Genomic DNA, 26,490 nt, shown 5'->3' with positions numbered 1-26,490 from the left:
TTTTTAAGAAGCTTTCAAAGTTTCCTTTGCAACTTCAACCACTTGCGCTTCCGATCTCTCGTTAGCGGGAGGCGAATTCTACAGCGTTACACGCTGCTGTCAACACCTCTTTTTCTCCGCTTTCGACCGAGAAGATCGAACCGTTAATAGGGCCAAACAACACCGCCTTACTAACTCCTTCTGGGCTTCGATGATCTGAAGCAGCTCGCTGTCGAAACCTGCATAACTCTTTGTTTACCAAGGAGTTTTCCGTTTCGACTGCGCCGGAAGTGGGGCGAATTATAGACAGATATAAATCGCCGTCAACAGTTAATTTCAGGTTTATTCGGATTTAAGCGTAATACGCGCAAATGCCTTCTTGCCGGCCTGGCATACGTGCGTCGCGCCCAGCTCGTATATAAAGGTGCGATCAACAACCTCACCATCTATACGTACACCGCCGGAACCCAGAAGGTCGCGCGCCACTGCCGAGTTCTTCACCAGGCCTGCCTTATTAAGGACAGCAGCAATCGGCATCGCCTCGGCAGCAGTCAATTCAACCTCAGGCAGATCATCCGGCAGCTCGCCATCCTTCATGCGGTTACCCGCGGCACGGTGAGCGCTGGCAGCAGCCTCTTCACCATGGAAGCGCGCAACAATCTCTTCCGCCAGCTTGATCTTCACGTCCCGCGGATTCGCGCCAGCTTCCACTTCGGCACGCAATGCATTGATCTCATCCATCGAGCGGAAGCTCAGCAGCTCGAAGTAACGCCACATCAGCGCATCCGGAATCGAAACCAGCTTGCCGTACATCACACCCGGCGCCTCCTGGATACCAACGTAGTTACCCAAGGACTTGGACATCTTCTTGACGCCATCCAACCCCTCCAGCAAAGGCATGGTCAGAATGCACTGAGCCTCTTGCCCATACGCACGCTGCAGCTCGCGCCCCATCAGCAGGTTGAACTTCTGATCGGTACCGCCCAACTCGACATCGGCACGCAATGCCACCGAGTCATACCCTTGGACCAACGGGTACAGGAACTCGTGGATCGCGATCGGCTGATTGGTGGAGTAGCGCTTATCGAAGTCATCGCGCTCGAGCATGCGAGCAACGGTGTATTGGGACGTCAGACGAATGAAGTCCGCCGGCCCCATCTGATCCATCCAGGTGGAGTTGAACGCCACCTCGGTCTTGGCCGGATCGAGAATCTTGAAGACTTGGGTTTTGTAGGTCTCGGCATTATCGAGAACCTGCTCACGGGTCAGCGGCGGACGCGTAGCGCTCTTGCCGCTCGGATCGCCGATCATCCCGGTGAAGTCACCTATAAGGAAGATCACCTGATGCCCCAGCTCTTGGAACTGGCGCAGCTTATTAATAAGCACCGTATGCCCAAGGTGCAGATCCGGCGCTGTCGGATCAAAGCCGGCCTTAATACGCAGGGGCTGGCCACGCTTGAGCTTTTCGATCAGCTCAGCTTCGACCAACAGTTCTTCCGCACCACGTTTGATCAGCGCTAGCTGCTCTTCAACCGACTTCATAACAGACCCGCAAGGCTCAGATTCAAAAGGGAACCAACCATACAAGATCAGGGACTAATTACAAGTTTTGCCCTGCGCACGGACACCGTTCAGCAAGCCCAGCGTTCGCAAGCTTGCGCCACAGATGATTTGGTTATATTTTATACAGTTATTTCATCTTCATCATGTCATTCATCTTTTCCAATTCATCTTTTCAAAGTCAAAATTACTTATGACCACAGAACCGTCTAAAGCGCCGCCGCTTTACCCGAAGACCCACCTGCTCGCCGCAAGTGGGATCGCCGCCCTTCTGAGCCTGGCACTCCTGGTATTTCCTTCCAGCGATGTAGAAGCCAAACGAACGACACTGAGCCTTGACCTGGAAAGTCCGGTTGAGCAACTGACACAAGATCAAGACGCTTCCGACGCACTGCAAGCCACAAATGGCGCAGCAGAATCGCCGTTTGCCCAGATCGAAGACAGCGCTGAAGACACTAAAGAGACCGCACAGGCTAAGCCTGCGGTAGAAGCCCCCAAGAATCCGCTACACCGGGAAGTCATTGTTGCCAAGGGCGACACCCTTTCGACCCTGTTCGAAAAGGTCGGCCTCCCAGCCGCGACGGTCAACGATGTGCTGGCAAGCGACAAGCAGGCCAAGCAGTTCACCCAGCTCAAGCACGGGCAGAAACTCGAATTTGAACTGGCGCCCGACGGCCAGCTGAACAACCTGCACAGCAATGTCAGCGACCTGGAAAGCATCACGCTGACCAAGGGCGCCAAGGGTTTTGCGTTCAATCGCATCACCACCAAGCCAGTGATGCGCTCCGCCTATGTGCACGGTGTGATCAACAGCTCGCTGTCGCAATCCGCCGCCCGCGCCGGTTTGTCCCACAGCATGACCATGGACATGGCCAGCGTGTTTGGCTACGACATCGACTTCGCTCAGGACATTCGCCAGGGCGACGAATTCGACGTGATCTACGAGCAAAAGGTCGCCAACGGCAAGATCGTCGGCACCGGCAATATCCTTTCTGCGCGGTTCACTAACCGTGGCAAGACCTACACCGCCGTGCGCTACACCAACAAACAAGGCAACAGCAGCTACTACACCGCCGACGGCAACAGCATGCGCAAGGCTTTCATCCGTACTCCGGTTGACTTCGCCCGTATTAGCTCGCGTTTCTCGATGGGTCGCAAGCATCCAATTCTGAACAAAATTCGCGCTCACAAAGGCGTCGACTACGCAGCTCCACGCGGCACGCCGATCAAGGCTGCTGGTGACGGCAAGGTATTGCTGGCAGGTCGCCGTGGCGGCTACGGCAACACCGTGATCATCCAGCACGGCAACACCTACCGAACGCTGTATGGCCACATGCAAGGTTTTGCCAAAGGCATCCAGACTGGCGGCAACGTCAAGCAAGGCCAGGTGATTGGCTATATCGGCACCACCGGCCTGTCCACCGGCCCGCACCTGCACTACGAGTTCCAGGTCAACGGTGTGCACGTCGACCCACTGGGTCAAAAGCTGCCGATGGCTGATCCAATCGCCAAGGCCGAGCGCGCCCGCTTCCTGCAGCAGAGCCAGCCACTCATGGCCCGCATGGACCAGGAGCGCTCCACCCTCCTGGCCTCGGCGAAACGCTAAGCCATGTCGCTCTATATAGGTGTGATGTCCGGGACCAGCCTTGACGGCCTGGACATCGCGCTGATCGAGTTGAAGCCGGCGATCAAGCTGATCGCCACTCACTACATCCCCATGCCTGAGTCCCTGCGTTCCGAGCTGCTCGGCCTTTGCGCCAGCGGCCCGGACGAGATTGCCCGCTCGGCGATCGCCCAGCACAACTGGGTGACACTTGCCGCCCAAGGCATTCACGCCCTGCTGGATCAGCAGAAACTCAAAGCCCAAGACATTCGAGCGATTGGCAGCCACGGCCAAACCATTCGCCACGAACCGGCCCGTGGCTTTACCGTGCAGATCGGCAACCCGGCGCTGCTCACCGAGTTGACCGGAATCACCGTCATCAGTGATTTCCGCAGCCGTGATGTCGCCGCAGGTGGCCAAGGCGCGCCGCTGGTCCCCGCCTTTCATGAGGCATTGTTTGGTGAGCGGGCGGGCAACCGCGCCGTGCTGAACGTTGGCGGTTTCAGCAATCTCAGCTTGATCGAGGCTGGCAAGCCGGTCTCTGGCTTTGACTGCGGCCCGGGCAACGTCCTGCTTGATGCCTGGATTCACCAGCAGCGCGGCGAGAACTTTGACCGCGATGGCCAGTGGGCTGCCAGCGGGAAAGTTGAACCCCAACTCCTCAAGGCGTTACTCAGCGATCCGTTCTTCGTGACCAAAGGGCCAAAAAGCACTGGCCGCGAGGTCTTCAACCTGGGATGGCTCGAGCATCACCTGGGACGGTTACCGCCATTCGCTGCCCAAGACGTGCAAGCCACGCTGCTTGAACTGACCGCCCTGACCATCGTCGAATCCCTGCAAACCGCACAACCACAGACCGAAACCCTGCTGGTCTGCGGCGGCGGCGCCCACAACGCAACCTTGATGAGCCGCCTCAGCGCACTTCTCCCGGCCACCCAAGTCAGCAGCACCGCCACTTACGGCGTGGACCCCGACTGGGTCGAGGCCATGGCCTTCGCTTGGCTGGCCCATTGCTGCCTCGAAGGCATCGCCGCCAATCGCCCCAGCGTGACCGGCGCCCGCGGCCTTCGCGTACTCGGCGCGATCTACCCGGCCTGAATCCCACACAGCAAAACGCCGCTTGACCCTATCAAGGCCAAGCGGCGTTTTTACATCCGCTTTCGATCAGATCGAGAACGAAGACCCGCAACCACAGGTAGTAGTGGCATTCGGGTTTTTGATCACGAAGCGCGAACCTTCCAGACCTTCCTGATAGTCCACCTCGGCTCCTGCCAGGTACTGGAAGCTCATCGGATCGACGACCAGGCTTACGCCCTCGCGCTCAACGATGGTGTCGTCATCGGCCACGTCTTCATCGAAGGTGAAACCGTACTGAAACCCTGAACAACCGCCGCCCGTAACAAATACGCGCAGCTTCAAGCGATCATTACCCTCTTCATCGACCAGGCTCTTCACCTTGTGCGCAGCACCGTGGGTGAATTGCAAAGCCGTGGGGGTGAAGGATTCAACGCTCATGCTGATAATCTCCCGGCGTAGCGCCGCCATATGCGTGATGGTGGGCATTATCCGCTTCTCCTAGAAAAGCGGTCAACTATTGTTACGGTATATCAATCTGCGCAGCGGCCATTAAAAACACGAAAGGCCCGATCAACGGGCCTTTGCGCGACAGCAGAAAACTTACGGCAGCATGCCCGCGTGGGACAGGCCCAGCTTCTCATCCAGGCCAAACAGGATGTTCATGTTCTGCACAGCCTGGCCCGAGGCGCCCTTGACCAGGTTATCGATCACCGACAGCACCACTACCAGGTCACCATCCTGTGGACGGTGCACCGCGATACGGCACACATTGGCACCACGCACACTGCGGGTTTCCGGGTGGCTGCCCGCCGGCATCACATCGACGAACGGCTCATTGGCATAACGCTTTTCAAACAGCGCCTGCAGGTCCACCGAACGATCAACGACTGTCGCATACAACGTGGAGTGGATCCCGCGGATCATCGGCGTCAGGTGTGGCACAAACGTCAGGCCGACATCTTTACCTGCAGCGCGACGCAGCCCTTGGCGAATTTCCGGCAAGTGACGATGACCTTTTACCGCATAGGCTTTCATGCTTTCCGACGTCTCGGAGTAAAGCGAGCCTACAGCAGCCCCACGGCCAGCACCGCTGACGCCCGACTTGCAGTCAGCAATCAGCCGCGACGCGTCCGCCAACCCGGCTTCCAGCAATGGCAGGAAACCCAACTGCGTAGCGGTTGGATAGCAACCCGGTACCGCGATCAGGCGCGCTTGCTTGATCTGCTCGCGATTGACTTCCGGCAAGCCATACACCGCTTCTTCCAGCAACTCCGGCGCACCGTGAGGCTGGCCGTACCACTTTGCCCACTCATCGGCGTCCTGCAGGCGGAAGTCGGCCGACAAGTCGATCACCTTAGTGCCCGCCGCCAGCAACTCGCCCGCCAGGGCATGGGCAACACCGTGGGGCGTGGCGAAGAACACCACATCACAGGCACCCAGGGTCTTGATGTCCGGCACGCTGAACGCCAGGCCGTCGTAGTGGCCTCGCAGGTTCGGATACATGTCGGCCACAGCCAGGCCGGCCTCGGATCGGGAAGTGATCACCACCACCTCAGCTTGCGCATGCTGAGCCAACAGACGCAGCAATTCGACACCGGTGTAACCCGTGCCGCCGACGATACCGACCTTGACCATAAACCTGCCCTCAACGAACCCACTGGAAAGCCGTCGATAATAGGGTCCGTATCGTCCTGCGACAACCGTCAACGTGACGTGTATACGCTTGAGCCACTACTATCTTCAGCTACCGTGAACCTGGGAATAACTAAAAATGCTTTATCTATGGGTAAAAGCCTTCCATATCGTCAGCATCGTTTGCTGGTTTGCCGCGCTGTTCTACCTTCCGCGCCTGTTCGTCTACCACGCCCAAAGCGAGGACACCGTCAGCAAGGAACGCTTCAGCGTAATGGAGCGTAAGCTCTACCGCGGCATCATGGGGCCGGCGATGATTGCCAGCCTGGTGTTCGGCGGCTGGCTGATCTACCTCAATCCCGCCATCTTTCAATCCGGTGCGTGGATTCACGCCAAGTTGACTCTGGTAGTACTGCTGATTGGCTACCACCACATGTGCGGCGCGCAGGTAAAACGTTTTGCCCGTGGCGAAAACACCCGCAGCCATGTCTTTTATCGCTGGTTCAATGAAGTGCCAGTTCTGATATTGCTGGCTATCGTAATTTTGGTCGTGGTTAAACCGTTCTAGTCTCTATTACTCGGGGTACTTCCAATGTCGCTGCCCGCTTCGCTCGAACACAGTCTGCGCCTGCCTGTAGTGGCTGCGCCGATGTTTCTGATTTCCAACCCGCAACTGGTTCTGGCCTGCTGCCGTAACGGAATCGTCGGCAGCTTCCCTGCCCTCAACCAACGGGAAAGCAGCGGTTTCAAGGCATGGCTGGAAGAGATCGAAGCGGGCCTGGCGCTGCTGGACAACCCGGCGCCCTATGCGGTCAACCTGATCGTGCACAACAGCAATCCGCGCGTGGAAGCTGACCTGGCGATCTGCGTCGAGCACAAAGTGCCGATCGTCATCACCAGCCTGGGCGCGGTAAAAGAATTGGTGGACGCCGTACACAGCTACGGCGGCCTGGTATTCCACGATGTCACCACCCGGCGCCATGCAGAGAAAGCCGCTGAGGCGGGCGTCGACGGTTTGATCGCCGTTGCAGCCGGCGCCGGTGGTCACGCCGGCACTTGGAGCCCGTTCTCGCTGATTGCAGAAATCCGTCAGTTCTTCGACAAGACCCTGCTACTCGCTGGTTGCCTCAACCACGGCCACGAGATCCTCGCGGCGCAGTTGCTCGGTGCCGACCTGGCCTATTTCGGCACCCGCTTTATCGGCACCACCGAAAGCCACGCCCCGGATGCTTATAAAGAGATGCTGCTCACATCGCGCGCCGCCGACATCGTGCACACTCCAGCCGTCTCCGGTGTACCCGCAAGCTTCATGCGCCAAAGCCTGGAAAACGCCGGTTTCGACCTTGCCGCGCTGCAAGGCAAGGGCGAAGTCAATTTCGGCTCCAAGCTCAAGCCACTCAACGACGAAGCCAAAGCCTGGAAGACCGTGTGGTCCGCCGGCCAGGGTGTCGGTGAGATTGATGATTTGCCCAGCGTCGATGAACTCGTGGCCCGCCTGGATGCCGAATACCGCAAGGCGCTCGAGCACGCGGCACAACTGCCGGCACGCTGGCCACGCTGACCCGCGATGTAACGCCTGCTGATCAAAGCAGGCTTCCCCCATTCAAGTGACAAGGATGCCCGCATGAGCGACAACCGTTTCAAGATTGTGTTTGATGGCGCATTGCTCCCGGGTGTCGAGAGCACCACCGCCAAGCTGAATCTCGCCGAACTGTTCAAAAGCGACGTTGAAGCGATCGAAAAACTCTTTACCGGCCGCCCGGTCGCCCTGAAGCGTGACCTTTCTCGCGCCGATGCAGAGACCTATCTGCAAGCGCTGAAAAACGCCGGGGTCGATGCGCGCATAGAAGAAGAGCAGCCCGTCGCCTTCAGCCTTGCCGAAACACACGAAACGGACTCCGGCAGCTCCACTGATTACACCCGCCCCGCCGCTTCGCCTTACGCCCCGCCCCGGGCAGCCGTCGGCGAGAACCTGCCGGAGTTTTCCACCCTTAAAGTGTTCACCGTCAACGGGCGTATCGGACGCCTGCGCTTCCTGGCGTGGACACTGGTGTTGAGCGTGGTGATGCTCCTTATCTCAGGCGCGTTCTTCACTGTCGGGCTGGGCATCGCCGCGGTGTCTCCGACGATTGCCATGGTCATTGGCTTCCTGGTGGGGATTGCGCTGCTCGTGGCCGCTGTGTGGGTCAGCGTGCAGATCACCGTGCAGCGCCTGCATGACCTGGGCTGGTCCGGCTGGCTGTGGTTCCTGCACTTGGTGCCCTTCGTAGGCAGCATCTTCCCGATTCTGCTGATGGTTCTCCCAGGCAACACCGGCGCCAACCAGTACGGCGCGCCACCACCGCGCAACTCTACCGCGGTAAAAATCCTGTCCGCCCTGTGGCTGGCATTCATTCCTTTGGTCTTTGCCGGCGCAGTGCTAGTGGGCATGAGCGGCTACCTGGACCAACTGGAAAGCGACGTAGGCGGCAGCTACGAAAGCAGCTCCATCAACTCCGATGACGACAGCGACCAGGCCACCACCGTCGATGAAGTCGACGTGCAAAGTGCTGACGACACAGCCGAACCTGTAGACTCTACGCAACAGTGAAAAACGCCCGACGCCTGTGACGCCTCTGTCACAGGCCCGGTAGCGTTGCGATGGAGAAACGCATGACCCGTTACGCTCTGATCACCGGTGCCTCCAGCGGCATCGGCCTGGCCTTGGCCGAAGCACTGGCCCGTCGCGGCCGCAGCTTGATTCTGGTGGCCCGCCAGCGTGATCAGTTGGAAAGCATTGCAATCGAATTGACTCAACGCTTCGGCGTCGAAGTGCTGTTCCGTGCCTGCGACCTCGGTGAACCCTTGCGGCTGTCGGGGTTCCTGCTGGAGCTTGAGGAAGGCGAGCGGCAGATCGACCTGCTGGTCAATTGCGCCGGCATCGGCACCAGCGGCCCGTTCCTGGCACAGGACTGGATGACCGAACAGGACCTGATGGAAGTCAACATCCTGGCCCTGACCCGCATGTGCCATGCACTCGGCAATGCCATGGCCCTGCACGGCGGCGGGCAGATTCTCAACGTCGCGTCGGTGGCGGCCTTCCAGCCGGGGCCGTGGATGAGCACCTACTACGCCAGCAAGGCTTACGTGCTGCACTTCTCCGAAGGTTTGCGCGAGGAACTGAAGACCTGCGGCATCAAGGTTTCCGTGCTCTGCCCGGGCCCGACCCGTACCGCGTTCTTCGGCACCGCGCAAATGGACACCGCCAAGCTGGACCGCAGCCAACAGCTGATGAGCCCGGAAGAAGTCGCGCTCTACACCGTGCGCGCCCTGGCCAAGAACAAAGCCATCATCATTCCCGGCCGACGTAATCGCTGGCTGGCGTTCAGCCCGCGCCTGAGCCCGCGCTGGCTGACCCGCAAAATCGCCGGCGCGATCAACAAGGCCTATTGCCCGCGCTGATCGCCTGAGTACACTCACCCTGCACTTTCACAATGGAGAAACAGCTGTGGATACTCTGTTCACCAAGATCATCAACAGAGAAATACCCGCGAAGATCATCTACGAGGATGACCAGGTCCTGGCGTTCCACGACATCGCGCCAATGGCTCCGGTGCATTTCCTGGTGATCCCGAAAAAGCCGATCCGCACCCTTAACGACCTCACCGAGGAAGACAAGGCACTGGCCGGGCATATCCTGTTCACCGCCCAACGCCTGGCGGTTGAGCAAGGCTGCGAAAAGGGCTTCCGTGTGGTGATGAACTGCAATGAAGACGGCGGGCAAACCGTTTATCACATCCATATGCACGTGCTGGGTCAGCGCCAGATGAACTGGCCGCCGGGCTGAGCACTACCTGTGGCGAGGGAGCTTACTCCCGCTCGGTCGCGTAGCGGCCGCACAAAACCGGGAGCGCTGCGTGCTCCAGCGGGAGCAAGCTCCCTCGCCACACAAGCAATTTGACCCAGCGCAAACGCTTCCCCCTCTCTTGCGGTAAACTGGCCGCCGAGATTCTTCCCGGAGGTCAGCATGACTACCCAACGTCACTACTCGCCGATTGATCGCCTGTTGCTGCAAGCCGACACGGCCATGCGCACGCTGTTGCCATTCAGTGGCCAACCGCACCGTCCGTCGCCCGCCATCGTGCAGCCCGAAGCACAGATGAGCGAGACCGACACCCGCCACGTCGCCGGCCTGATGCGCATCAACCATACCGGTGAAGTCTGTGCCCAGGCGCTGTACCAAGGCCAGGCCCTGACCGCAAAGTTGCCGCAAGTGCGCGCCGCGATGGAACACGCCGCCGAAGAAGAAATCGACCACCTGGCCTGGTGCGAGCAACGTATCCGCCAGTTGAACAGCCACCCAAGCGTGCTGAACCCGCTGTTCTACGGCTTATCGTTTGGTATTGGCGCGGTGGCCGGGCTGATCAGCGACAAAGTCAGCCTGGGTTTTGTAGCGGCCACCGAGCATCAGGTGTGCAAGCACCTCAATGAACACCTTGAGCAACTGCCGGCTGAAGACGAAAAGTCCCGGGCGATTCTTGAGCAGATGCGCATTGATGAAGAACATCACGCCGAAAGCGCGCTGGACGCGGGCGGCTTCCGCTTCCCGGCTCCGGTGAAGTTTGGCATGAGCCTGTTGGCCAAGGTCATGACCAAGAGCACTTACCGCATCTGACAGTCCCGCATAACGCAAAAAAGGGCGCTTTTTAAGCGCCCTTTTTTTTGCCTGCCCATCAACGATCAGCCCAGCTCAATGATCTCGTAGTCATGAGTGATGACAACACCCGCAGCGCCCAGCATGATCGAGGCCGAGCAATACTTCTCAGCCGACAGCTCGATGGCACGCTTGACCTGGGCTTCTTTCAGCGCCCGGCCCTTGACGACAAAGTGCATGTGGATCTTGGTAAACACCTTCGGGTCTTCGGTCGCACGCTCAGCTTCCAGGAACGCTTCGCAGCTTTCCACCGCCTGGCGGGATTTCTTCAGGATGCTGACCACGTCGAAATTGCTGCAACCGCCTACACCGAGCAGGAGCATTTCCATCGGGCGTACGCCCAGGTTGCGGCCACCGGCCTCCGGCGGGCCGTCCATGACCACAACATGGCCACTGCCCGACTCACCGAGGAACATGGCTTCGCCCGCCCATTGGATGCGTGCCTTCATCGCCCAGACTCCACTGCTAAAAAAGGGTAGCCAGCTTAGCACAGGGCCTTGGGACCTCAGCGTTTCCCATGAAAGCGATCATCAGCAGCGATTACGGGGTAAATTCCCTAATGGAGTCAGAATGTGTCTGTTAAGCTGGCGCCAAATCAATGGCGCATTGCCATCCATTGGGTGACATAACTCAACCGTTGATCGCGCTGACCAAAAAAACAAGCTCAACAACACCGTGCAGTCTTTTCGGGATACAACCATGGTTGCTATTACTCCCACACCCAAAATCAAAAACCTCGACAAACTGTTGATGCATTGTCAGCGCCGGCGTCATCCGGCCAAGCACAACATCATCTGCGCGGGCGAGCGTTCGGAAACCCTGTTCTTCATTATCAAAGGCTCAGTCACCATCCTGATCGAGGATGACGATGGCCGCGAAATGATCATCGCCTACCTCAATACCGGAGATTTCTTCGGCGAGCTCGGACTTTTCGAGCAAGCGGGCAAGGAACAGGAGCGCAGCGCCTGGGTGCGGGCCAAGGTCGAATGCGAAGTCGCCGAGATCAGCTATGCGAAGTTTCGCGAACTGGCCCAACAGGATCCCGACATTCTGTATGCCTTAAGCGGCCAGATTGCCCAGCGCCTGAGAGACACCACGCGCAAAGTCGGCGACCTGGCTTTTTTCGACGTCACCGGCCGGGTTGCCCGCTGCCTGCTGGAACTGTGCAAGCAGCCGGATGCCATGACCCATCCCGACGGGATGCAGATCAAGATCACCCGTCAGGAGATCGGGCGTATCGTCGGTTGCTCGAGGGAAATGGTTGGCCGGGTGCTCAAGGACCTGGAAGAACGCAACCTGGTGCATGTCAAAGGCAAGACCATGGTGGTCTTCGGTACCCGTTAACCCGGGAGGAAGCTCGCGAGCATCTGGTGGTATAACGTGTCGAGCCGGGCAATCGCGTCTGGCGCAGCAAAGGCTTCGTGCAGGGCGATGTGGCTTTCGGCGCGCACCCGCTGTTCCAGACCACACGCTTCATTGAAGCGATTGACCGCGGCGATCAACTCGACGCGATCATCATCCAGCAACAACGCACCATGCACCAACCCCACCGGGCGCCCGCCACTCTGGCGCCAGCGCTGGGCAGTGCCGACCATTTTGCGGCCATCCAGGTTGACGTTGTAGCGACCGTCGCAAAAGGCTCCGTCAATCTCGCCCACCGATGCATTGCCACCCAGCTCGATAAGCAGGTCGCAAATCGGCTGGCACAAACGCTGGTAGCCGGTTTCGATGCGGCCCTGGTCACCTTCACTGCGCGGTGGCGCGTAGACCAGCGCGATATTGACCGTGGCTGCCGATTGCGGAACCGGCTCACCGCCGGTTTCCCGCAGCAGCACCGGCCAACCGGCATCTGCCGACACCTGACTGGCGGTCTCGAATGCCGGAAGGCGGCTCAAACGACGGGGCATCACCAACGCTTGATCGCTGGGCTGCCAGAACAGCAGACCGAACGACTGCTCACCCGCGCAGACAGCGGCGAGCAAATCCTGCTCGGCCTTAAGGCCTGCCTCGACCGTCATCGCCACCGGCTGGGTCATCATCAATCCAGGGTCGAACCGCTGACGGCGACGCCACGCTCCGGGAAGAACAGGCGCTGCAATTCAGCCCCCGGGTTCTCGGCACGCATGAAGGTTTCGCCGACGAGGAACGAGTACACGCCGCTGATTTCCATCAGTTCAACATCGGCACGATTGACGATGCCACTTTCGGTAATCACCAACCGGTCACGCGGGATACGCGGCAACAGGTCGAGGGTGTTTTCCAGGCTGACTTCAAACGTGTGCAGGTTGCGGTTGTTGACGCCCACCAACGGTGTGTCGAGGGTTTTCAACGCGCGTTCCAGTTCATCACCGTCGTGCACTTCCACCAGCACGTCGAGGCCAACACTTTTGGCCACGGCCGCCAGCTCGGCCATCTTCACGTCATCCAGTGCGGAGACGATCAACAGCACGCAATCGGCGCCCAACGCACGGGCTTCGACGATCTGGTAGGGGTCGACCATGAAGTCCTTGCGGATCACCGGCAGCGAGCACGCGGCACGCGCTTGCTGCAGGTACAGGTCGGAGCCCTGGAAGAAGTCGATATCGGTCAACACCGAGAGGCACGTCGCGCCGCCCTTCTCGTAGCTTTTGGCAATGTCTTCAGGGATGAAGATCTCGCGAATCACGCCCTTGCTCGGCGAAGCCTTTTTGATTTCAGCAATAACGGCCGGCTGTTTTTCCTTGGCCTGCTTGATCAGCGCATTGGCAAACCCACGCGGTGCATCGGCGGTTTTAGCCAGGCCTTCCAGCTCAGCCAGGCTGACCCGGGCGCGGCGCTCAGCGACTTCTTGCGCCTTGCGAGCCAGGATTTTCTCCAGAACGGTCGGAACACTCATCCTTCATTCTCCACTTTGAACACCGCAGTAAACGCACCCAGTTCTTCGAGCTTTTCGCGCGCCAGCCCGGTATGCAATGCATCATGAGCGAGGGCAACCCCCTCTTTAAGACTGTAGGCGTGATCCGCGGCATACAGCGCCGCACCGGCATTGAGCACAATCATTTCTGCGGCTTTCTGGCCGTTTTCGGTCTTGCGACGCCCCAGGGCATCGCGAATCAATTCAAGGGAGGCCGCCGGGCTTTCCACCGCCAGGCCGTGCAGGCTCTGGCTTTTCATGCCGAGGTCTTCAGGCTCGACCCAATATTCGGTGACCTGGTCATCCTTCAGCTCCGCCACGAAGGTCGGTGCGGCCAGGCTGAACTCGTCCAGGCCGTCCTTGGAGTGCACCACCAGCACGTGCTTGCTGCCCAGGCGTTGCAAGACTTCGGCCAATGGCCGGCACAGCGCCTGGCTGAACACGCCCACCACCTGATGCTTCACACCGGCCGGATTCGTAAGCGGGCCGAGCATGTTGAACAGGGTGCGCAGGCCCAAGTCCTTGCGCGGACCGGCGGCGTGCTTCATCGCGCCGTGATGAGACTGGGCGAACATGAAGCCGATGCCGACGTTATCGATGCAACGCGCCACTTGTACCGGGGTCAGGTTGAGGTAGATACCTGCGGCCTCCAGCAAATCGGCACTGCCGCTTTTACCCGACACCGCGCGGTTACCGTGTTTGGCCACGGTGCAGCCAGCAGCTGCCACTACAAAGGATGCCGCCGTCGACACGTTGAAAATGTTCGCACCGTCGCCGCCGGTGCCGACCACGTCGACCACACCATCGAGGGTCTTGAGTTCGACCTTGTCGGCCAGCTCACGCATCACCGACACGGCGCCGACGATTTCGTCGATGCTCTCGCTCTTCATGCGCATTGCCATCATGAACGCGCCAATCTGTGCGTCGGTGCATTGACCGGTCATGATCTCGCGCATCACATCGCTCATTTCAGCGGTGCTCAGGTCCAGATGGCCGACGATACGGCTCAGGGCAGTCTTGATATCCATGAAAAGTCCTTAGCGCGTGCCGCCGCTCTGCTTGAGAAAGTTAGCGAACAGCTCGTAGCCCTGCTCGGTCAAAATCGATTCCGGGTGAAATTGCACCCCTTCGACGTTCAGTGTTTTGTGACGCAGGCCCATGATCTCGTCGACGGAGCCGTCTTCCAGTTGGGTCCAGGCCGTCAGCTCAAGGCATTCGGGCAGGGTTTCACGCTTGACCACCAGCGAGTGGTAGCGGGTTACCGTCACCGGCAGGTTCAAACCGTGGAATACGCCCTGGTCCTTGTGGAACACCGGGCTGGTCTTGCCGTGCATCACCTGGCGGGCGCGAACTACGTCGCCGCCGAACGCCTGGCCGATGGACTGATGGCCCAGGCAAACGCCCAGGATCGGTAGCTTGCCGGCGAAATATTTGATGGCTTCGAGGGAGATGCCGGCTTCGGTCGGCGTGCACGGGCCTGGGGAAACGACGATGCGTTCAGGGTTCAACGCGGCTATTTGCGCCACGCTCAATTCGTCGTTGCGCACTACCTTGACCTCGGCGCCGAGCTCGCCCAGGTACTGCACAACGTTGTAGGTAAAGGAGTCGTAGTTATCAATCATCAGCAACATGTGGGTTAAAACCTCTTGAATTCACTGACTTCTAATGACGGCCTTCCAAGGGAGTGACCCGCTGCCAGACGCACTTTCCGGTTGCCGGGGTTGGCCGGCAAGGGGCGTCGAACAAAGGGTGAAGAAGGCAAATCGGTACAGGTCCGGCGTGGCCGGTAGAGAAAAGTTAGGCGCGCCAACGCCAACGGGCGTGTGCCTTGACTACTCGCATCAAGAGTTTGCTGATGATCAACACGGGGAGGGTCTCATTCATACGTCCAAGCACAGTAACGTAGCCTCGCCAGCGGTGCAATATGGCGCCGCAAATACGGGGGTAAGTGCCCGACCGATAATTGGCGTCAATTTTTTCAGAACCCTTGGAAGGTCGCTACAGTCACAGTGCTGATAAAAAAACAAAAGCATGGACGGACTCATGACCAAGACCCCTTATTTCGCTCCACTCGTCGGCTGCCTACTAACCCTGGCTTGCTCCCAAGCGTTCGCCGCGCCGTCGCCCTACTCGACCATGATCGTATTCGGCGACAGCCTGGCCGATGCCGGGACATTCGCCGACCCTGGGGCACCGGGCTCAACCTATCGCTTCACCAACCGCACCGGCCCGCAGTACTTCGACGGCAGCGGCGAAAGCACTTCGCTGATTTCCTCGACATTATTGGGCGGCAAGCTGGGAGTGGCGGCAGGCGACCTGAACGCATCCACCTCGCCGCAGCGCGCCGCGCAAGGCCAGGCAGACGGTAACAACTGGGCCGTCGGCGGATACACCACCCAGCAGATCTCCGATGCCATCACCGGCAACTCCACCGTCACCGATAGCGACACCGGGCAGGTGTTGCGTACGCGCCCCGGATACCTGGCATCCACGGGCGGCCGAGCCGACCCCAACGCGTTGTACTTTCTCTCCGGCGGAGGCAATGACTTCCTCGACGGCCTGGTCCTCAGCCCCGGTCAAGCCTCGGCCGCAGCCGGTCGCCTGGCCAACAGCGCCGAGGCTCTGCAACAGGCTGGCGCCCGATATGTAATGGTGTGGATGCTGCCGGACCTGGGCCTGACACCTGCCGTCAATGGCACGCCGCTCCAAGGGACGGTCAGCGCGTTGGCCGGCGTGTTCAACCAGACTCTGGTGCAGCGTCTGTCGCAAATCGATGCGCAAATCATCCCGCTGAACATTCCGTTGCTGCTCAAGGAAACCTTCGCCGACCCCGGGCGCTTTGGCTTTGCCACCAACCAGAACCTCAACCAGACCTGCTTCAGCGGCACCACCTGCCGGAACCCCGTGTATGGCGTCGGCGGTACCAACCCAGACCCTACCAAGCTGATTTACAACGACACCGTCCACCCGACCGAGGCCGGCCAGCAACTGATCGCCGACTACGCCTACTCGCTGCTCGCCGCCCCTTGGGAAATAACCCTGCTCCCGGAAATGGCCCAGGGCACCTTGCGCGCCCATCAGGATGAATTGCGTAACCAATGGCAAGCCGACTCGGGTAACTGGCAGGCCGTGGGCCAATGGCGAGCGATCGTCGCCGCCGGCGGCCAGCACCTGGACTTCGATGATCAAAGCAGTTCAGCCAGCGGTGACGGCAGCGGCTACAACCTGAACATAGGCGGCAGCTACCGACTCAACGAGGCCTGGCGCGTGGGTGTGGCAGCAGGCTTCTATCGCCAGAGCCTTGAGGCCGGCGCCAGCGATTCGGACTACAAGCTCAACAGCTACCTGGGCACCGTGTTCGCCCAGTATCAGGAAGATCACTGGTGGGCCGACGCCGCGTTGACCGGCGGCAAACTGGACTTCGACAACCTCAAGCGCAAGTTCGCCCTGGGAATCAGCGAAGGCACCGAGAAAGGCGACACTGACGGCTGGCTATGGGCCTTGAGCGCGCGCGTGGGGTATGACATCGCCGAGCCGAATAGCGAATGGCACTTCTCGCCCTTCATCAGCGCCGATTACTCTCGGGTCGAGGTGAATGGTTATTCGGAGAAAGATGCCCGTTCCACCGCGCTGACCTTTGATGACCAACAGCGCGACTCCAAGCGCCTGGGAATCGGATTACAAGCCAACTACCGCTTCACTCCGCAAACCCTGGTGTTTGGCGAAGTGGCCCATGAGCACGAGTTTGAAAACGATACGCAGCGGGTGGGCATGTCACTCAACAGCGTGCCGGGGATCGATTTCAAACTGGACGGCTACACGCCACGCAGTAATTCGGATCGCTTGAACCTGGGGATTAGCCACAAGGTGACCAAGGACCTGGCGCTGAATGCGGCCTATAACGTGAGGAAGGATGACAACTTTACCCAGCAGGGGGTGAGTGTCGGGGTGAGCGTGGATTTCTGATTACGCAAAAAATAACTGTAGGAGCGAGCTTGCTCGCGAAGGTCGTTAACGATGACGCGCCCATCCTGAATGCGCGCGGCGCCTATGAGTCCTTCGCGAGCAAGCTCGCTCCTACAAGGTTCGCGGTATTTAGCCCTGCGGGGTCTGCTCAGCCAACGCCACCGCACGGAACATCGCGCGGCGCTTGTTCAGCGTCTCTTCCCATTCCAGCGCCGGCACCGAGTCGGCCACGATCCCGCCGCCTGCCTGCACATGCAGTTCGCCGTCCTTGATCACCGCCGTACGGATCGCGATCGCAGTGTCCATATTGCCGTTCCAGGCGAAATACCCCACCGCACCGCCATACACACCCCGCTTGACCGGCTCCAGCTCGTCGATGATTTCCATCGCACGAATCTTCGGCGCGCCCGACAAGGTGCCCGCCGGCAGGATCGCCCGCAGTGCATCCATCGCGGTCAATCCGGCCTTCAGCTCGCCGGTGACGTTGGACACGATGTGCATCACGTTGGAATAACGCTCGATCACCATCTTCTCGGTGAGCTTCACCGAACCGATTTCCGACACACGCCCGGTGTCGTTGCGGCCCAGGTCGATCAGCATCAAGTGCTCGGCGATTTCCTTGTCGTCGCTCAGCAGGTCCAGCTCAAGAGCCAAGTCCGCTTCTTCGGTGGCACCACGCGGGCGCGTGCCGGCAATCGGGCGCACGGTGATCAGGTTGTCTTCGACCCGCACCAGCACTTCCGGCGAACTGCCCACCACGTGGAAGTCGCCAAAGTTGAAGAAGTACATGTACGGCGTCGGGTTGAAACAACGCAGCGCCCGGTACAAATCGATGGGCGCGGCCTTGAAGTCGATGGACATGCGTTGCGACGGCACCACCTGCATGCAGTCACCGGCAAGGATGTATTCCTTGATGGTATCGACAGCACGCTCGTAGTCATCCTGGGTAAAGCTGGAGCGGAACACCGGATCAGCCGCCGGTGGACGGCTGAGGTCCAGGCCACGACGCGGAGTGATCGGCTGGCGCAGCTTTTCCAGCAACGCTTCGAGACTGGCCTGGCCTTGCTCGAACGCGTCGGCCTGGGAAGGATCGGCCAGCACAATCGCGTGCATCTTGCCGGCGAGGTTGTCGAACACCACCACCGCGTCGGAAACCATCAGCAGAATGTCCGGCACGCCCAATGGATCAGGGTTCGGGGATTTGCCCAGGCGTTTTTCCACGTAGCGCACGCAGTCGTAGCCGAAGTAACCCACCAGGCCGCCGTTGAAACGCGGCAGCCCCGCGATGGTTGGCACGTTGTAGCGCGCCTTGAATGCTTCGACGAAGGCCAGCGGGTCTTCAACGTCGTGGCTTTCGATCTCGACGCTGTCCAGGGTGATGCTCACATGGTGGTCATGTACACGCAGCACCGTACGGCACGGCAGGCCAATGATCGAATAACGGCCCCATTTCTCGCCGCCCTGCACCGACTCCAGCAGATAGGAGTTGGGCTCGTCGGCCAGCTTCAGGTAGATCGACAGCGGGGTGTCGAAGTCGGCCAGGGTTTCGCAGGCCATGGGAATACGGTTGTAGCCGGCAGCGGCCAAACGCAGGAATTCTTCGCGGATCATGAGGTGCCTCGTGGCTTGAGGGTCTAACGGTCAGGTGTGCAAACGTGCCGCAGCGCGGCGAGGATCAGTCAGGCGCGCCAACGCCAGCGGGCCAGGGCCTTGATGACTTTCATCCAGAGTTTGCGAGTGACCACCACGATGGGATTTCCAGAAGGGGATGGAACAGCGTCGGGCAACGTTATCTCAGCGCCCGCTCCCAAGCAACCGGGGATTAACAGGCGCAGGTCATCAATCACCAGCGCCGGGGATTCTTCGGCAATCGGCCGGCCATGGTTATAGCCGTAACTCAAGGCCACGCACTTGACTCCCGCCGCTTTCGCCGCCAGCACATCACTGCGCGAATCGCCGACAAACAGCGATTGAGACGCCGGGATATTGGCCATTTTCATCACGAAAAACAGTGCGGCCGGGTCGGGTTTCTTCTGCGGCAAGGTATCGCCACCGATGATCCAGCGGAAATACCGGCCGATCTTCATCTGGTCCAACAGCGGCGCGACGAAGCGCTCCGGCTTGTTGGTGATCAGGGCCATTTCCACTCCCTGCTTGTGCAGCCATTTCAGGGTGTCGCGCACGCCGGGATAAACCACGGTCAGCTCGTGGCCGTTTTCATAGGCCACGTTGAACAACTCAAGCGCATGCTCGGCTTCCACATCGTCGACACCCTCGGCCTCGATGTTGTTGGCCAAGGCCCGGCGCACCAGCATCTGCGCGCCGTTGCCAACCCACTCGCGCACCGACTCGATGCCCGCCGGCTTGCGACCGAGCTTGAGCAGCATGTCGTCCACGGCGGCCGCCAGGTCCGGCACCGAATCGATCAACGTACCGTCCAGATCGAACATCACCAGCCGTGGCAGTTTGCCGGGGAACAGCTGCTCAAAGCCGCTCATGGGCGCGCCAGCGCCAGTTCTGCACGCATCTTGGCGATCACTTCCTGATAGTCCGGGGCATTGAAGATCGCCGAGCCGGCCACAAAGGTGTCGGCACCGGCCGCAGCGATTTCGCGGATGTTGTTGACGTTGACGCCACCGTCGATCTCCAGGCGGATATCACGGCCCGAGGCGTCGATCAGCGCCCGCGCTTCGCGCAGCTTGTTGAGGGTACCGGGGATGAACTTCTGCCCGCCGAAGCCCGGGTTGACGCTCATCAACAGGACCATGTCGACCTTGTCCATCACGTACTCAAGCACGCTCAGCGGAGTGGCCGGATTGAACACCAGGCCTGCCTTGCAACCGCCCTCGCGGATCAGTTGCAGGGTGCGGTCCACGTGCAGCGTGGCTTCCGGGTGGAAGGTGATGTAGGTCGCACCGGCTTCGATGAAGTCACCGACGATGCGGTCCACCGGGCTGACCATCAAGTGCGCGTCGATAGGCGCGGTCACGCCGTATTTACGCAAGGCGGCGCAGACCATCGGACCAATGGTCAGGTTCGGCACATAGTGGTTGTCCATGACATCGAAGTGAACGAAGTCGGCACCGGCGGCCAACACGTTGTCCACTTCCTCGCCCAGGCGGGCGAAGTCGGCGGAGAGAATCGATGGAGCAATGACGAAGGGCTGCATGACGCACCTTTTTTGAGCTAAATCACGATGGCGCGCATTGTATACCTCATGCTTTGCCGCGCGCACCGTGACCTCGCTCAATGGTTAGAACGCAGCCCGGTAGATTTTCTCGATATCAGCGGCGCTGAGCTTGCGCGGATTGTTGCGCATCAGGCGTTCGATCCCCGCAGCCTCTATGGCCATGGCCGGGATCGCGTCTTCGGGCACACCGAAGCTGCGCAGGCCGGACGGGATCTCCACTGCGGCACACAGTCGCGTCATCGCCTCGACGGCCTGATCCGCCGCATCCACGGCACTCAGTCCCGTGACATTCACGCCCATGGCCTGGGCAATCTCCTGCATGCGCTCCACGCACGCCAGCTTGTTCCAGTGCATCACATAGGGCAGCAGCAGGGCATTGCTCACGCCATGGGCGATGTTGAAACGCCCGCCCAGCGGATAGGCCAACGCATGCACCGCGCCCACGCCGGCATTCCCGAACGCCATCCCGGCCATCAGGCTGGCGGTGGCCATGTCATCGCGGGCCTCGAGGTTGGCCGGGTTGGCGTAAGCCTTGGGCAACGCCTTGGCGATCAGCTTGATCGCACCGAGTGCCAGCGCATCGGTGATCGGCGAGGCATTCAGCGACAAGTAGGACTCGATGGCGTGCACCAGCGCGTCCACCCCACTGGCGGCAGTGACGCTGCGGGGGCAGGTCAGGGTCATTTGCGGGCTGATCAGGGCTACGTCCGGCAGCAAGTAATCGCTGACGATGCCTTTTTTCAGTTGCGCGACCTTGTCCGACAGAATCGCCACATTGGTCACCTCCGAACCGGTGCCGGCGGTGGTGGGAATCGCGATCAGCGGCGGGCCTTTGCGGGGCACTTGGTCCACGCCGAACAGGTCGGCCAGGGCGCCGTGGTAACCGGCGTAGGCCGCTACGCTCTTGGCGATGTCGATGGCACTGCCGCCGCCGACGCCGATCAGGCCGTCATGCCCGCCTTTGCGGTAAACGCGCATGCAGTCCTCGACGATGGCGATTTCCGGGTCGGGCAGCACCCGGTCGAAAATTTCATAGGTCCGTTCGCCCAGGTGCGCCAGCGCCAGCGCCACGGTGCCGGACTTGACCAGTGCCGCATCGGTGACAATCAGCGGGTTGTCGATATCCAGCCGCGTCAACTCGGCGGCCAGTTGCTCGATGGCACCTGGGCCGGTGAGCAGTTTGTGGGCGATCTTGAATGAGGAAGTACTCATGTGCGCGGCCTCTTATCAGTTATGGGCTGGCACAAGAGTAGCTGACTTAGGCTGGTTGTCTTGCATTCAGCAACTGAATAGACACAGCTCCCACATCTTGATCTCTGTCTGGCTTTAGACTTGGGCGGTGCGCAGTTTTTCACTGCGCCCGCGCAGCCATTCCAGGGTCAGCAACAGCACCACCGAGAAGGCGATCAGCAAGGTCGCCGCTGCGGCAATGGTAGGGCTGAGGTTTTCGCGGATGCCGCTGAACATCTGGCGGGGCAAGGTTGCCTGCTCGGGCCCGGCGAGGAACAGCGTCACCACCACTTCATCAAACGAGGTGGCAAACGCAAACAGCGCCCCGGAAATCACCCCCGGCGCAATCAGCGGCAAGGTCACCCGGCGAAACGCCGTCAGCGGTGATGCGCCCAGGCTGGCCGCCGCCCGCACCAGGTTATGGTTGAACCCTTGCAAGGTCGCCGACACCGTGATGATCACAAACGGCACGCCCAGCACCGCGTGCACCACGATCAGCGAAAAGAAGCTGTTGCCCAGGCCCAGCGGTGCGAAGAACAGGTAACTGGCCACGCCGATAATCACCACCGGCACCACCATCGGCGAAATCACCAGGGCCATCACCAGCGCCTTGCCCGGGAAATTCCCGCGCGTCAGGCCAATCGCCGCCAGCGTGCCGAATACCATCGCCAACACCGTGGCCGCCGGGGCGACGATGATGCTGTTCTTCAAGGCGCGCATCCATTCCGCCGAGCCGAAGAAGTCCTGGTACCAGTGCAGCGAGAAACCTTGCAGCGGGTAAACCAGGAAGCTTCCGCTGTTGAAGGACAGCGGGATGATCACCAGCACCGGCAAGATCAGGAACAACAGGATCAAGCCGCAGAGAATCCGCAAACTGTAGAACCAGACCCGTTCCACGGGCGACATATAAGGGCTCAGCATCGCAACGGTCTCCTTAGCTCAGGCGCAGGCGGCTGGCGCCCACCAGCCAGTTGTAGATCAGGTACAGCACCACGGTGGCCAGCAGCAGCAAGCCGCCCAAGGCCGTGGCCATGCCCCAGTTGATGCTGGTGTTGGTGTAGAAAGCCACGAAGTAACTGACCATCTGGTCGTTCGGGCTGCCCAGCAACGCCGGGGTGATGTAGTAGCCGATCGCCAAAATGAACACCAACAGGCAGCCGGCGCCAACGCCGGCGTAGGTCTGCGGGAAGTACACGCGCCAGAAGCTGGCGAACGGGTGACAACCCAGGGAAATCGCCGCCCGCATGTAGGTGGGCGAGATGCCTTTCATCACGCTGTAGATCGGCAGAATCATGAACGGCAGCAGGATGTGCACCATGGAGATGTAGACGCCGAGCCGGTTGAACACCAGTTCCACCGGTTTATCGATCAGGCCCATGCCCATCAGCGCGCTATTGATCAAACCACCGGACTGCAGCAGCACGATCCAGGCTGCCACGCGCACCAGCACCGAGGTCCAGAACGGCAGCAGCACCAGGATCATCAGCAGGTTGCTTTGCCGCGCCGGCAAGTTGGCCAGCAGGTAAGCCAGCGGATAGGCCAGCAGCAGGCAGCACACAGTGATGACCAGGCCCATCCAGAACGTACGGGCGAAGATATCGAGGTAGATCGCCTGGTCTGGAGTGGCCGGGGCGATTTCGCCGAGGTCGTCGATGCGGTGATCGACGGCGGCCAGCAGGTAGTAAGGCGTCAGGCTGCTGGTGTTGCGCCGGATGGCCTGCCAGTACGCCGGGTCGCCCCAGCGTTCGTCGAGGTTTTCCAGCGCTTCTTTATAGGAGGCAGGCGCTTCGGTGAACGGCAGCGCCCGCGCGGTTTTCGTCAGCAGGCTGCGATAGCCGGCCAGTTCCATGTTCAAGCGTTTTGAGAGGTCGCCCAGGGTCGAGTTTTTCCGGGCTTCGCCCAGGTCTTCGCTGATGGCCTGGTACACCGGCTCGCCCGGTAGGCCACGACCGTCCCAAGCGGTTACCGCTACCACCGTGCGCGGCAGGCCGCCCACCACTTCCGGGTTGCCGACGCTTTTGTAGAGCAGCGCCACAATCGGCACCAGGAACACCAGCAGCAGAAACACCACCAGCGGCGCGATCAAGGCCTGGGCCTTCCAGCGGTTGAGCCGCTCGGCCCGCGCCAGGCGCTGTTTCAGGGTGGGGCTGGGAATGGCGATGGCCATGGCGAACTCCGGATCGTAAAAAAGAATGCAGACCTGTGAGGGCCCACACCTGTGGCGAGGGGGCTTGTCCCCCGTTGGGCTGCGCAGCAGCCCCAGTAAAGCCACCGTGGTTTATCAGACTGGCCGCGGTGTCTGGTTTTGGGGCCGCTTCGCAGCCCAACGGGGGACAAGCCCCCTCGCCACAAAAAGCCCATTCACCCTGGGTGCGGTGGTTACTTGGCAGCCCAGGAATTGAAGCGCTGCTCCAGTTGCTCACCGTTATCCGCCCAGAAGCTCACGTCGATCTGCACCTGGTTGGCGATGTTTTCCGGGGTAGTCGGCATGTCCTTCAGGATGTCCTTCGCCAGCAACGGCACCGCCTGGATGTTGGCCGGGCCGTAGGCGATGTTTTCCGAGTAGGTCTTCTGCTGCTGCGGCTGCACCGAGAAGGCGATGAATTTCTTCGCCGCCTCAGCACGGTCCTTGGCCAGGCCTTTCGGAATGGCCCAGGCGTCGAAGTCGTAGATCCCGCCGTTCCACACCACTTTCAGGTTGCTTTCTTTCTGCACGGCGGCGATCCGGCCGTTGTAGGCAGAACTCATCACGACGTCGCCAGAAGCGAGGTACTGCGGCGGTTGGGCGCCCGCTTCCCACCACTGGATATACGGTTTGAGTTCATCAAGTTTCTTGAACGCACGGTCCTGGCCATCTTTGCCGGCCAGCACTTTGTACACATCCTTCGGCGCCACACCGTCAGCCATCAAGGCGAATTCCAGGGTGTACTTCGCGCCCTTGCGCAGGCCGCGCTTGCCCGGGAATTTCTTGGTGTCCCAGAAATCTGCCCAGCCGCCTGGTGCTGCTTTGAGTTTGTCGGCGTTGTAGGCCAGCACGGTGGACCACACAAAGAAGCCCACGCCGCACGGCTGGATCGCGCCCTTCACATAGTCGCCCGGGTTGCCGAACAGCTTCGGGTCCAGGGGTTCGAACATGTCTTCATCACAACCACGGGACAGTTCCGGCGACTCTACTTCCACCAGGTCCCAGGACACGCTCTTGGTGTCGACCATGGCCTTGACCTTGGCCATTTCACCGTTGTACTCGCCGGCGACGATCTTGCCGTTGCCCGCGCTTTCCCACGGTGCATAGAAGGCCTTGACCTGCGCCGCCTTGTTCGCGCCACCGAAGGACACGACGGTCAAATCAGGGCCCGCCATGGCCTGTGTCGCGCCCATCAGGCTCAAAGCCAGGGCTGAATACTTCAGGGATCTCAACATTGTTGTGCTCTCCACGTGCGAGGTTGGTGAAGCAAGGGGGCGATCAATTCGCCTCTAGAAGTGGGTCGAGTGCGCGAACGTGCTCGACTTGCCAGCCAATCGGTACCACGTCGCCGACCGCCAGGGCTGTGTCCAGCTCGGCGATCGGTTGTTTCACAAAAAAATCGGTCTTGCCGCAGACTTCCAGGCGCACCCGCACGTGGTCGCCCAGGTAGATGAATTCGGCCACGCGCCCGGAGAAACGGTTGACGCAGCTTTCGCTGGAGCCATTCAGACTCACACGCTCGGGGCGTACCGACAGGGTCACCGGACCGCCGATATGGCCAACGTTCACCGCCAGCGCCTCGACCTTTTCGCCGCGCGCCAACTCGACCACACAACGGTCGCCGGTGTGGCTGTGCAGGCGGCCATTGAGGCGATTGTTCTCGCCGATGAAGTTGGCGACGAAGGTGTTTTTCGGCTCTTCGTACAAGGTGCGCGGCGCGGCGATCTGCTGAATCTCGCCCTGGTGGAACACCGCCACCCGGTCGGACATGGTCAGCGCTTCGCCCTGGTCGTGGGTCACGTACACCACGGTCACGCCGAGGCGCTGGTGCAGGTGCTTGATCTCCATCTGCATGTGTTCGCGCAGTTGCTTGTCGAGGGCGCCGAGGGGTTCGTCCATCAGCACCAGTTGCGGCTCGAACACCAGCGCACGGGCCAGGGCCACACGCTGTTGCTGGCCGCCGGAGAGTTGCGCCGGGTAGCGCTGGGCGAAGGCATCGAGCTGGACCATGCTCAGTACACGCTTGACCCGCTCGCTGATGTCGGTCTTGCTCAGGCCGCGTACAGAGAGCGGAAATGCCAGGTTCTCGGAGACGGTCATGTGCGGGAACAACGCGTAGTTCTGGAACACCATGCCGATGTCGCGCTTGTGAGGCGGCACGTTGTTGATCGAGCGGCCGGCCAGTTGAATCTCGCCGGCGGTGGGGGTTTCGAAGCCGGCGAGCATCATCAGGCTGGTGGTCTTGCCCGACCCGGACGGCCCGAGCAGGGTCAGGAACTCGCCCTTGCGAATCTCCAGGTTGAGGTCTTTGACGATCAGGTTCTCGCCGTCGTAGCTCTTTTGCACGCCACGAAAGCTGACCAGCACATCATTTGAATCCACCTCGCTCATACCCGCACCTTTTTGTTTTGGACTGCCATGGAGCAAGCGTAGTCCAGCCGCAAGCCCGCGGAAATCGGGGGGCCGGAGAGATTGGCATCAG

At 60.4% G+C, this 26,490-nt stretch carries 26 protein-coding genes; 10 read left to right on the top strand and 16 right to left on the bottom strand.

What is annotated here, in order from left to right; translation table 11 throughout:
• Positions 1-321: 321 nt before the first annotated feature.
• Positions 322-1,521, bottom strand: a complete 1,200-nt coding sequence (tyrS, locus tag HBJ59_RS17205) for a tyrosine--tRNA ligase (RefSeq protein WP_063026809.1) — start codon at positions 1,519-1,521, stop codon at positions 322-324.
• A gap of 211 nt (positions 1,522-1,732) precedes the next feature.
• On the opposite strand from tyrS, the gene HBJ59_RS17200 reads away from it, so the two are divergent.
• Together HBJ59_RS17200 and HBJ59_RS17195 are read left to right on the top strand one after the other, a co-directional pair.
• Positions 1,733-3,145, top strand: a complete 1,413-nt coding sequence (locus tag HBJ59_RS17200) for a peptidoglycan DD-metalloendopeptidase family protein (protein ID WP_167664196.1) — start codon at positions 1,733-1,735, stop codon at positions 3,143-3,145.
• Between the two features lie 3 nt (positions 3,146-3,148).
• Positions 3,149-4,240, top strand: a complete 1,092-nt coding sequence (locus HBJ59_RS17195) for an anhydro-N-acetylmuramic acid kinase (protein ID WP_167664195.1) — start codon at positions 3,149-3,151, stop codon at positions 4,238-4,240.
• Between the two features lie 66 nt (positions 4,241-4,306).
• On the opposite strand, the gene erpA is transcribed toward HBJ59_RS17195, so the two are convergent.
• Both erpA and argC read right to left on the bottom strand, forming a co-directional pair.
• Positions 4,307-4,657, bottom strand: a complete 351-nt coding sequence (gene erpA / locus HBJ59_RS17190) for an iron-sulfur cluster insertion protein ErpA (RefSeq protein WP_003176443.1) — start codon at positions 4,655-4,657, stop codon at positions 4,307-4,309.
• A gap of 162 nt (positions 4,658-4,819) precedes the next feature.
• Positions 4,820-5,854: an N-acetyl-gamma-glutamyl-phosphate reductase gene (gene argC, locus HBJ59_RS17185; protein ID WP_167664194.1), complete on the bottom strand. Its 1,035-nt coding sequence runs from the start codon at positions 5,852-5,854 to the stop codon at positions 4,820-4,822.
• A 136-nt stretch (positions 5,855-5,990) separates the two neighbouring features.
• On the opposite strand from argC, the gene hemJ reads away from it, so the two are divergent.
• The 6 genes from hemJ to coq7 all read left to right on the top strand — a co-directional run bounded on the left by hemJ (position 5,991) and on the right by coq7 (position 10,505).
• Entirely contained in the window at positions 5,991-6,419 is a 429-nt protein-coding gene (gene hemJ / locus HBJ59_RS17180) for a protoporphyrinogen oxidase HemJ (RefSeq protein ID WP_017476328.1), read from the top strand.
• 24 nt (positions 6,420-6,443) lie between these two features.
• Complete coding sequence (locus tag HBJ59_RS17175; protein ID WP_076017917.1) at positions 6,444-7,412, top strand: nitronate monooxygenase family protein; 969 nt, start codon at positions 6,444-6,446, stop codon at positions 7,410-7,412.
• A gap of 63 nt (positions 7,413-7,475) precedes the next feature.
• On the top strand, positions 7,476-8,441 hold the full coding sequence (locus HBJ59_RS17170) for a DUF805 domain-containing protein (RefSeq protein ID WP_167664193.1): 966 nt from the start codon (positions 7,476-7,478) through the stop codon (positions 8,439-8,441).
• A 62-nt stretch (positions 8,442-8,503) separates the two neighbouring features.
• Positions 8,504-9,292 (top strand): SDR family oxidoreductase, encoded by a 789-nt coding sequence (locus HBJ59_RS17165; protein WP_010167219.1) that lies wholly within the window; start codon positions 8,504-8,506, stop codon positions 9,290-9,292.
• A 46-nt stretch (positions 9,293-9,338) separates the two neighbouring features.
• Entirely contained in the window at positions 9,339-9,677 is a 339-nt protein-coding gene (locus HBJ59_RS17160) for a histidine triad nucleotide-binding protein (RefSeq protein ID WP_003210943.1), read from the top strand.
• A gap of 180 nt (positions 9,678-9,857) precedes the next feature.
• Complete coding sequence (gene coq7 / locus HBJ59_RS17155) at positions 9,858-10,505, top strand: 2-polyprenyl-3-methyl-6-methoxy-1,4-benzoquinone monooxygenase (protein WP_076017915.1); 648 nt, start codon at positions 9,858-9,860, stop codon at positions 10,503-10,505.
• 65 nt (positions 10,506-10,570) lie between these two features.
• On the opposite strand, the gene HBJ59_RS17150 is transcribed toward coq7, so the two are convergent.
• Positions 10,571-10,993, bottom strand: coding sequence for an OsmC family protein (locus HBJ59_RS17150; RefSeq protein WP_003194686.1), 423 nt, complete (start codon positions 10,991-10,993; stop codon positions 10,571-10,573).
• A 250-nt stretch (positions 10,994-11,243) separates the two neighbouring features.
• On the opposite strand from HBJ59_RS17150, the gene crp reads away from it, so the two are divergent.
• Entirely contained in the window at positions 11,244-11,888 is a 645-nt protein-coding gene (crp, locus tag HBJ59_RS17145) for a cAMP-activated global transcriptional regulator CRP (RefSeq protein ID WP_017476332.1), read from the top strand.
• On the opposite strand, the gene HBJ59_RS17140 is transcribed toward crp, so the two are convergent.
• Genes HBJ59_RS17140 through HBJ59_RS17125 form a run of 4 tightly spaced genes read right to left on the bottom strand, consistent with a single transcriptional unit; the run spans position 11,885 to position 15,068 of the window.
• On the bottom strand, positions 11,885-12,580 hold the full coding sequence (locus tag HBJ59_RS17140) for a lipoate--protein ligase family protein (RefSeq protein ID WP_167664192.1): 696 nt from the start codon (positions 12,578-12,580) through the stop codon (positions 11,885-11,887). The genes crp and HBJ59_RS17140 overlap by 4 nt on opposite strands.
• Before the next feature lie 2 nt (positions 12,581-12,582).
• Positions 12,583-13,419 (bottom strand): indole-3-glycerol phosphate synthase TrpC, encoded by an 837-nt coding sequence (gene trpC, locus HBJ59_RS17135; protein WP_167664191.1) that lies wholly within the window; start codon positions 13,417-13,419, stop codon positions 12,583-12,585.
• The gene (gene trpD, locus HBJ59_RS17130) at positions 13,416-14,465 is read right to left on the bottom strand and encodes an anthranilate phosphoribosyltransferase (protein ID WP_076017912.1); all 1,050 of its coding nucleotides are present in this window, start codon (positions 14,463-14,465) and stop codon (positions 13,416-13,418) included. Before trpD ends, trpC begins: the two co-directional genes overlap by 4 nt.
• A gap of 9 nt (positions 14,466-14,474) precedes the next feature.
• Positions 14,475-15,068, bottom strand: coding sequence for an aminodeoxychorismate/anthranilate synthase component II (locus tag HBJ59_RS17125; protein WP_076017911.1), 594 nt, complete (start codon positions 15,066-15,068; stop codon positions 14,475-14,477).
• 412 nt (positions 15,069-15,480) lie between these two features.
• Between HBJ59_RS17125 and estP the strand changes: the two genes are divergently transcribed.
• Positions 15,481-17,403, top strand: a complete 1,923-nt coding sequence (gene estP / locus HBJ59_RS17120; protein ID WP_167664190.1) for an esterase EstP — start codon at positions 15,481-15,483, stop codon at positions 17,401-17,403.
• A 129-nt stretch (positions 17,404-17,532) separates the two neighbouring features.
• Here estP and trpE read toward each other — a convergent pair whose 3' ends face one another.
• The 8 genes from trpE to HBJ59_RS17080 all read right to left on the bottom strand — a co-directional run bounded on the left by trpE (position 17,533) and on the right by HBJ59_RS17080 (position 26,399).
• Positions 17,533-19,014: an anthranilate synthase component I gene (trpE, locus tag HBJ59_RS17115; protein WP_076017909.1), complete on the bottom strand. Its 1,482-nt coding sequence runs from the start codon at positions 19,012-19,014 to the stop codon at positions 17,533-17,535.
• Positions 19,015-19,082: 68 nt separating this feature from the next.
• Positions 19,083-19,901, bottom strand: a complete 819-nt coding sequence (locus tag HBJ59_RS17110) for a phosphoglycolate phosphatase (protein ID WP_076017908.1) — start codon at positions 19,899-19,901, stop codon at positions 19,083-19,085.
• Positions 19,898-20,572 carry a ribulose-phosphate 3-epimerase gene (gene rpe, locus HBJ59_RS17105; protein WP_008434441.1) on the bottom strand — a complete coding sequence of 225 codons (675 nt, stop codon included), beginning with the start codon at positions 20,570-20,572 and terminating at the stop codon, positions 19,898-19,900. Before rpe ends, HBJ59_RS17110 begins: the two co-directional genes overlap by 4 nt.
• Positions 20,573-20,656: 84 nt before the next feature.
• Complete coding sequence (locus tag HBJ59_RS17100) at positions 20,657-21,805, bottom strand: iron-containing alcohol dehydrogenase (protein WP_167664189.1); 1,149 nt, start codon at positions 21,803-21,805, stop codon at positions 20,657-20,659.
• Positions 21,806-21,919: 114 nt separating this feature from the next.
• A complete protein-coding gene (locus HBJ59_RS17095; protein ID WP_010167249.1) occupies positions 21,920-22,744 on the bottom strand; it encodes an ABC transporter permease in 825 nt (274 codons plus the stop codon).
• A 13-nt stretch (positions 22,745-22,757) separates the two neighbouring features.
• Positions 22,758-23,990, bottom strand: coding sequence for an ABC transporter permease (locus tag HBJ59_RS17090; protein ID WP_010167250.1), 1,233 nt, complete (start codon positions 23,988-23,990; stop codon positions 22,758-22,760).
• Between the two features lie 212 nt (positions 23,991-24,202).
• Complete coding sequence (locus HBJ59_RS17085) at positions 24,203-25,243, bottom strand: ABC transporter substrate-binding protein (protein WP_076017905.1); 1,041 nt, start codon at positions 25,241-25,243, stop codon at positions 24,203-24,205.
• A gap of 43 nt (positions 25,244-25,286) precedes the next feature.
• Positions 25,287-26,399, bottom strand: a complete 1,113-nt coding sequence (locus HBJ59_RS17080; RefSeq protein WP_167664188.1) for an ABC transporter ATP-binding protein — start codon at positions 26,397-26,399, stop codon at positions 25,287-25,289.
• Positions 26,400-26,490 lie beyond the last annotated feature (91 nt).

Origin of the sequence: Pseudomonas sp. AN3A02 (genome assembly GCF_011765255.1) — a bacterium.
Classification (GTDB): Bacteria; Pseudomonadota; Gammaproteobacteria; order Pseudomonadales; family Pseudomonadaceae; genus Aquipseudomonas.
Note: the sequence above shows the minus strand (reverse complement) of the source record. Positions and strands in the feature narration are given on the sequence as shown.

Coding starts and splice junctions, on each gene's coding strand:
- tyrS (WP_063026809.1), bottom strand. CDS start 1,521: ATGAAGTCGGTTGAAGAGCAGCTAGCGCTGATCAAACGTGGTGCGGAA.
- HBJ59_RS17200 (WP_167664196.1), top strand. CDS start 1,733: ATGACCACAGAACCGTCTAAAGCGCCGCCGCTTTACCCGAAGACCCAC.
- HBJ59_RS17195 (WP_167664195.1), top strand. CDS start 3,149: ATGTCGCTCTATATAGGTGTGATGTCCGGGACCAGCCTTGACGGCCTG.
- erpA (WP_003176443.1), bottom strand. CDS start 4,657: ATGAGCGTTGAATCCTTCACCCCCACGGCTTTGCAATTCACCCACGGT.
- argC (WP_167664194.1), bottom strand. CDS start 5,854: ATGGTCAAGGTCGGTATCGTCGGCGGCACGGGTTACACCGGTGTCGAA.
- hemJ (WP_017476328.1), top strand. CDS start 5,991: ATGCTTTATCTATGGGTAAAAGCCTTCCATATCGTCAGCATCGTTTGC.
- HBJ59_RS17175 (WP_076017917.1), top strand. CDS start 6,444: ATGTCGCTGCCCGCTTCGCTCGAACACAGTCTGCGCCTGCCTGTAGTG.
- HBJ59_RS17170 (WP_167664193.1), top strand. CDS start 7,476: ATGAGCGACAACCGTTTCAAGATTGTGTTTGATGGCGCATTGCTCCCG.
- HBJ59_RS17165 (WP_010167219.1), top strand. CDS start 8,504: ATGACCCGTTACGCTCTGATCACCGGTGCCTCCAGCGGCATCGGCCTG.
- coq7 (WP_076017915.1), top strand. CDS start 9,858: ATGACTACCCAACGTCACTACTCGCCGATTGATCGCCTGTTGCTGCAA.
- HBJ59_RS17150 (WP_003194686.1), bottom strand. CDS start 10,993: ATGAAGGCACGCATCCAATGGGCGGGCGAAGCCATGTTCCTCGGTGAG.
- crp (WP_017476332.1), top strand. CDS start 11,244: ATGGTTGCTATTACTCCCACACCCAAAATCAAAAACCTCGACAAACTG.
- HBJ59_RS17140 (WP_167664192.1), bottom strand. CDS start 12,580: ATGACCCAGCCGGTGGCGATGACGGTCGAGGCAGGCCTTAAGGCCGAG.
- trpC (WP_167664191.1), bottom strand. CDS start 13,419: ATGAGTGTTCCGACCGTTCTGGAGAAAATCCTGGCTCGCAAGGCGCAA.
- trpD (WP_076017912.1), bottom strand. CDS start 14,465: ATGGATATCAAGACTGCCCTGAGCCGTATCGTCGGCCATCTGGACCTG.
- HBJ59_RS17125 (WP_076017911.1), bottom strand. CDS start 15,068: ATGTTGCTGATGATTGATAACTACGACTCCTTTACCTACAACGTTGTG.
- estP (WP_167664190.1), top strand. CDS start 15,481: ATGACCAAGACCCCTTATTTCGCTCCACTCGTCGGCTGCCTACTAACC.
- trpE (WP_076017909.1), bottom strand. CDS start 19,014: ATGATCCGCGAAGAATTCCTGCGTTTGGCCGCTGCCGGCTACAACCGT.
- HBJ59_RS17110 (WP_076017908.1), bottom strand. CDS start 19,901: ATGAGCGGCTTTGAGCAGCTGTTCCCCGGCAAACTGCCACGGCTGGTG.
- rpe (WP_008434441.1), bottom strand. CDS start 20,572: ATGCAGCCCTTCGTCATTGCTCCATCGATTCTCTCCGCCGACTTCGCC.
- HBJ59_RS17100 (WP_167664189.1), bottom strand. CDS start 21,805: ATGAGTACTTCCTCATTCAAGATCGCCCACAAACTGCTCACCGGCCCA.
- HBJ59_RS17095 (WP_010167249.1), bottom strand. CDS start 22,744: ATGCTGAGCCCTTATATGTCGCCCGTGGAACGGGTCTGGTTCTACAGT.
- HBJ59_RS17090 (WP_010167250.1), bottom strand. CDS start 23,990: ATGGCCATCGCCATTCCCAGCCCCACCCTGAAACAGCGCCTGGCGCGG.
- HBJ59_RS17085 (WP_076017905.1), bottom strand. CDS start 25,243: ATGTTGAGATCCCTGAAGTATTCAGCCCTGGCTTTGAGCCTGATGGGC.
- HBJ59_RS17080 (WP_167664188.1), bottom strand. CDS start 26,399: ATGAGCGAGGTGGATTCAAATGATGTGCTGGTCAGCTTTCGTGGCGTG.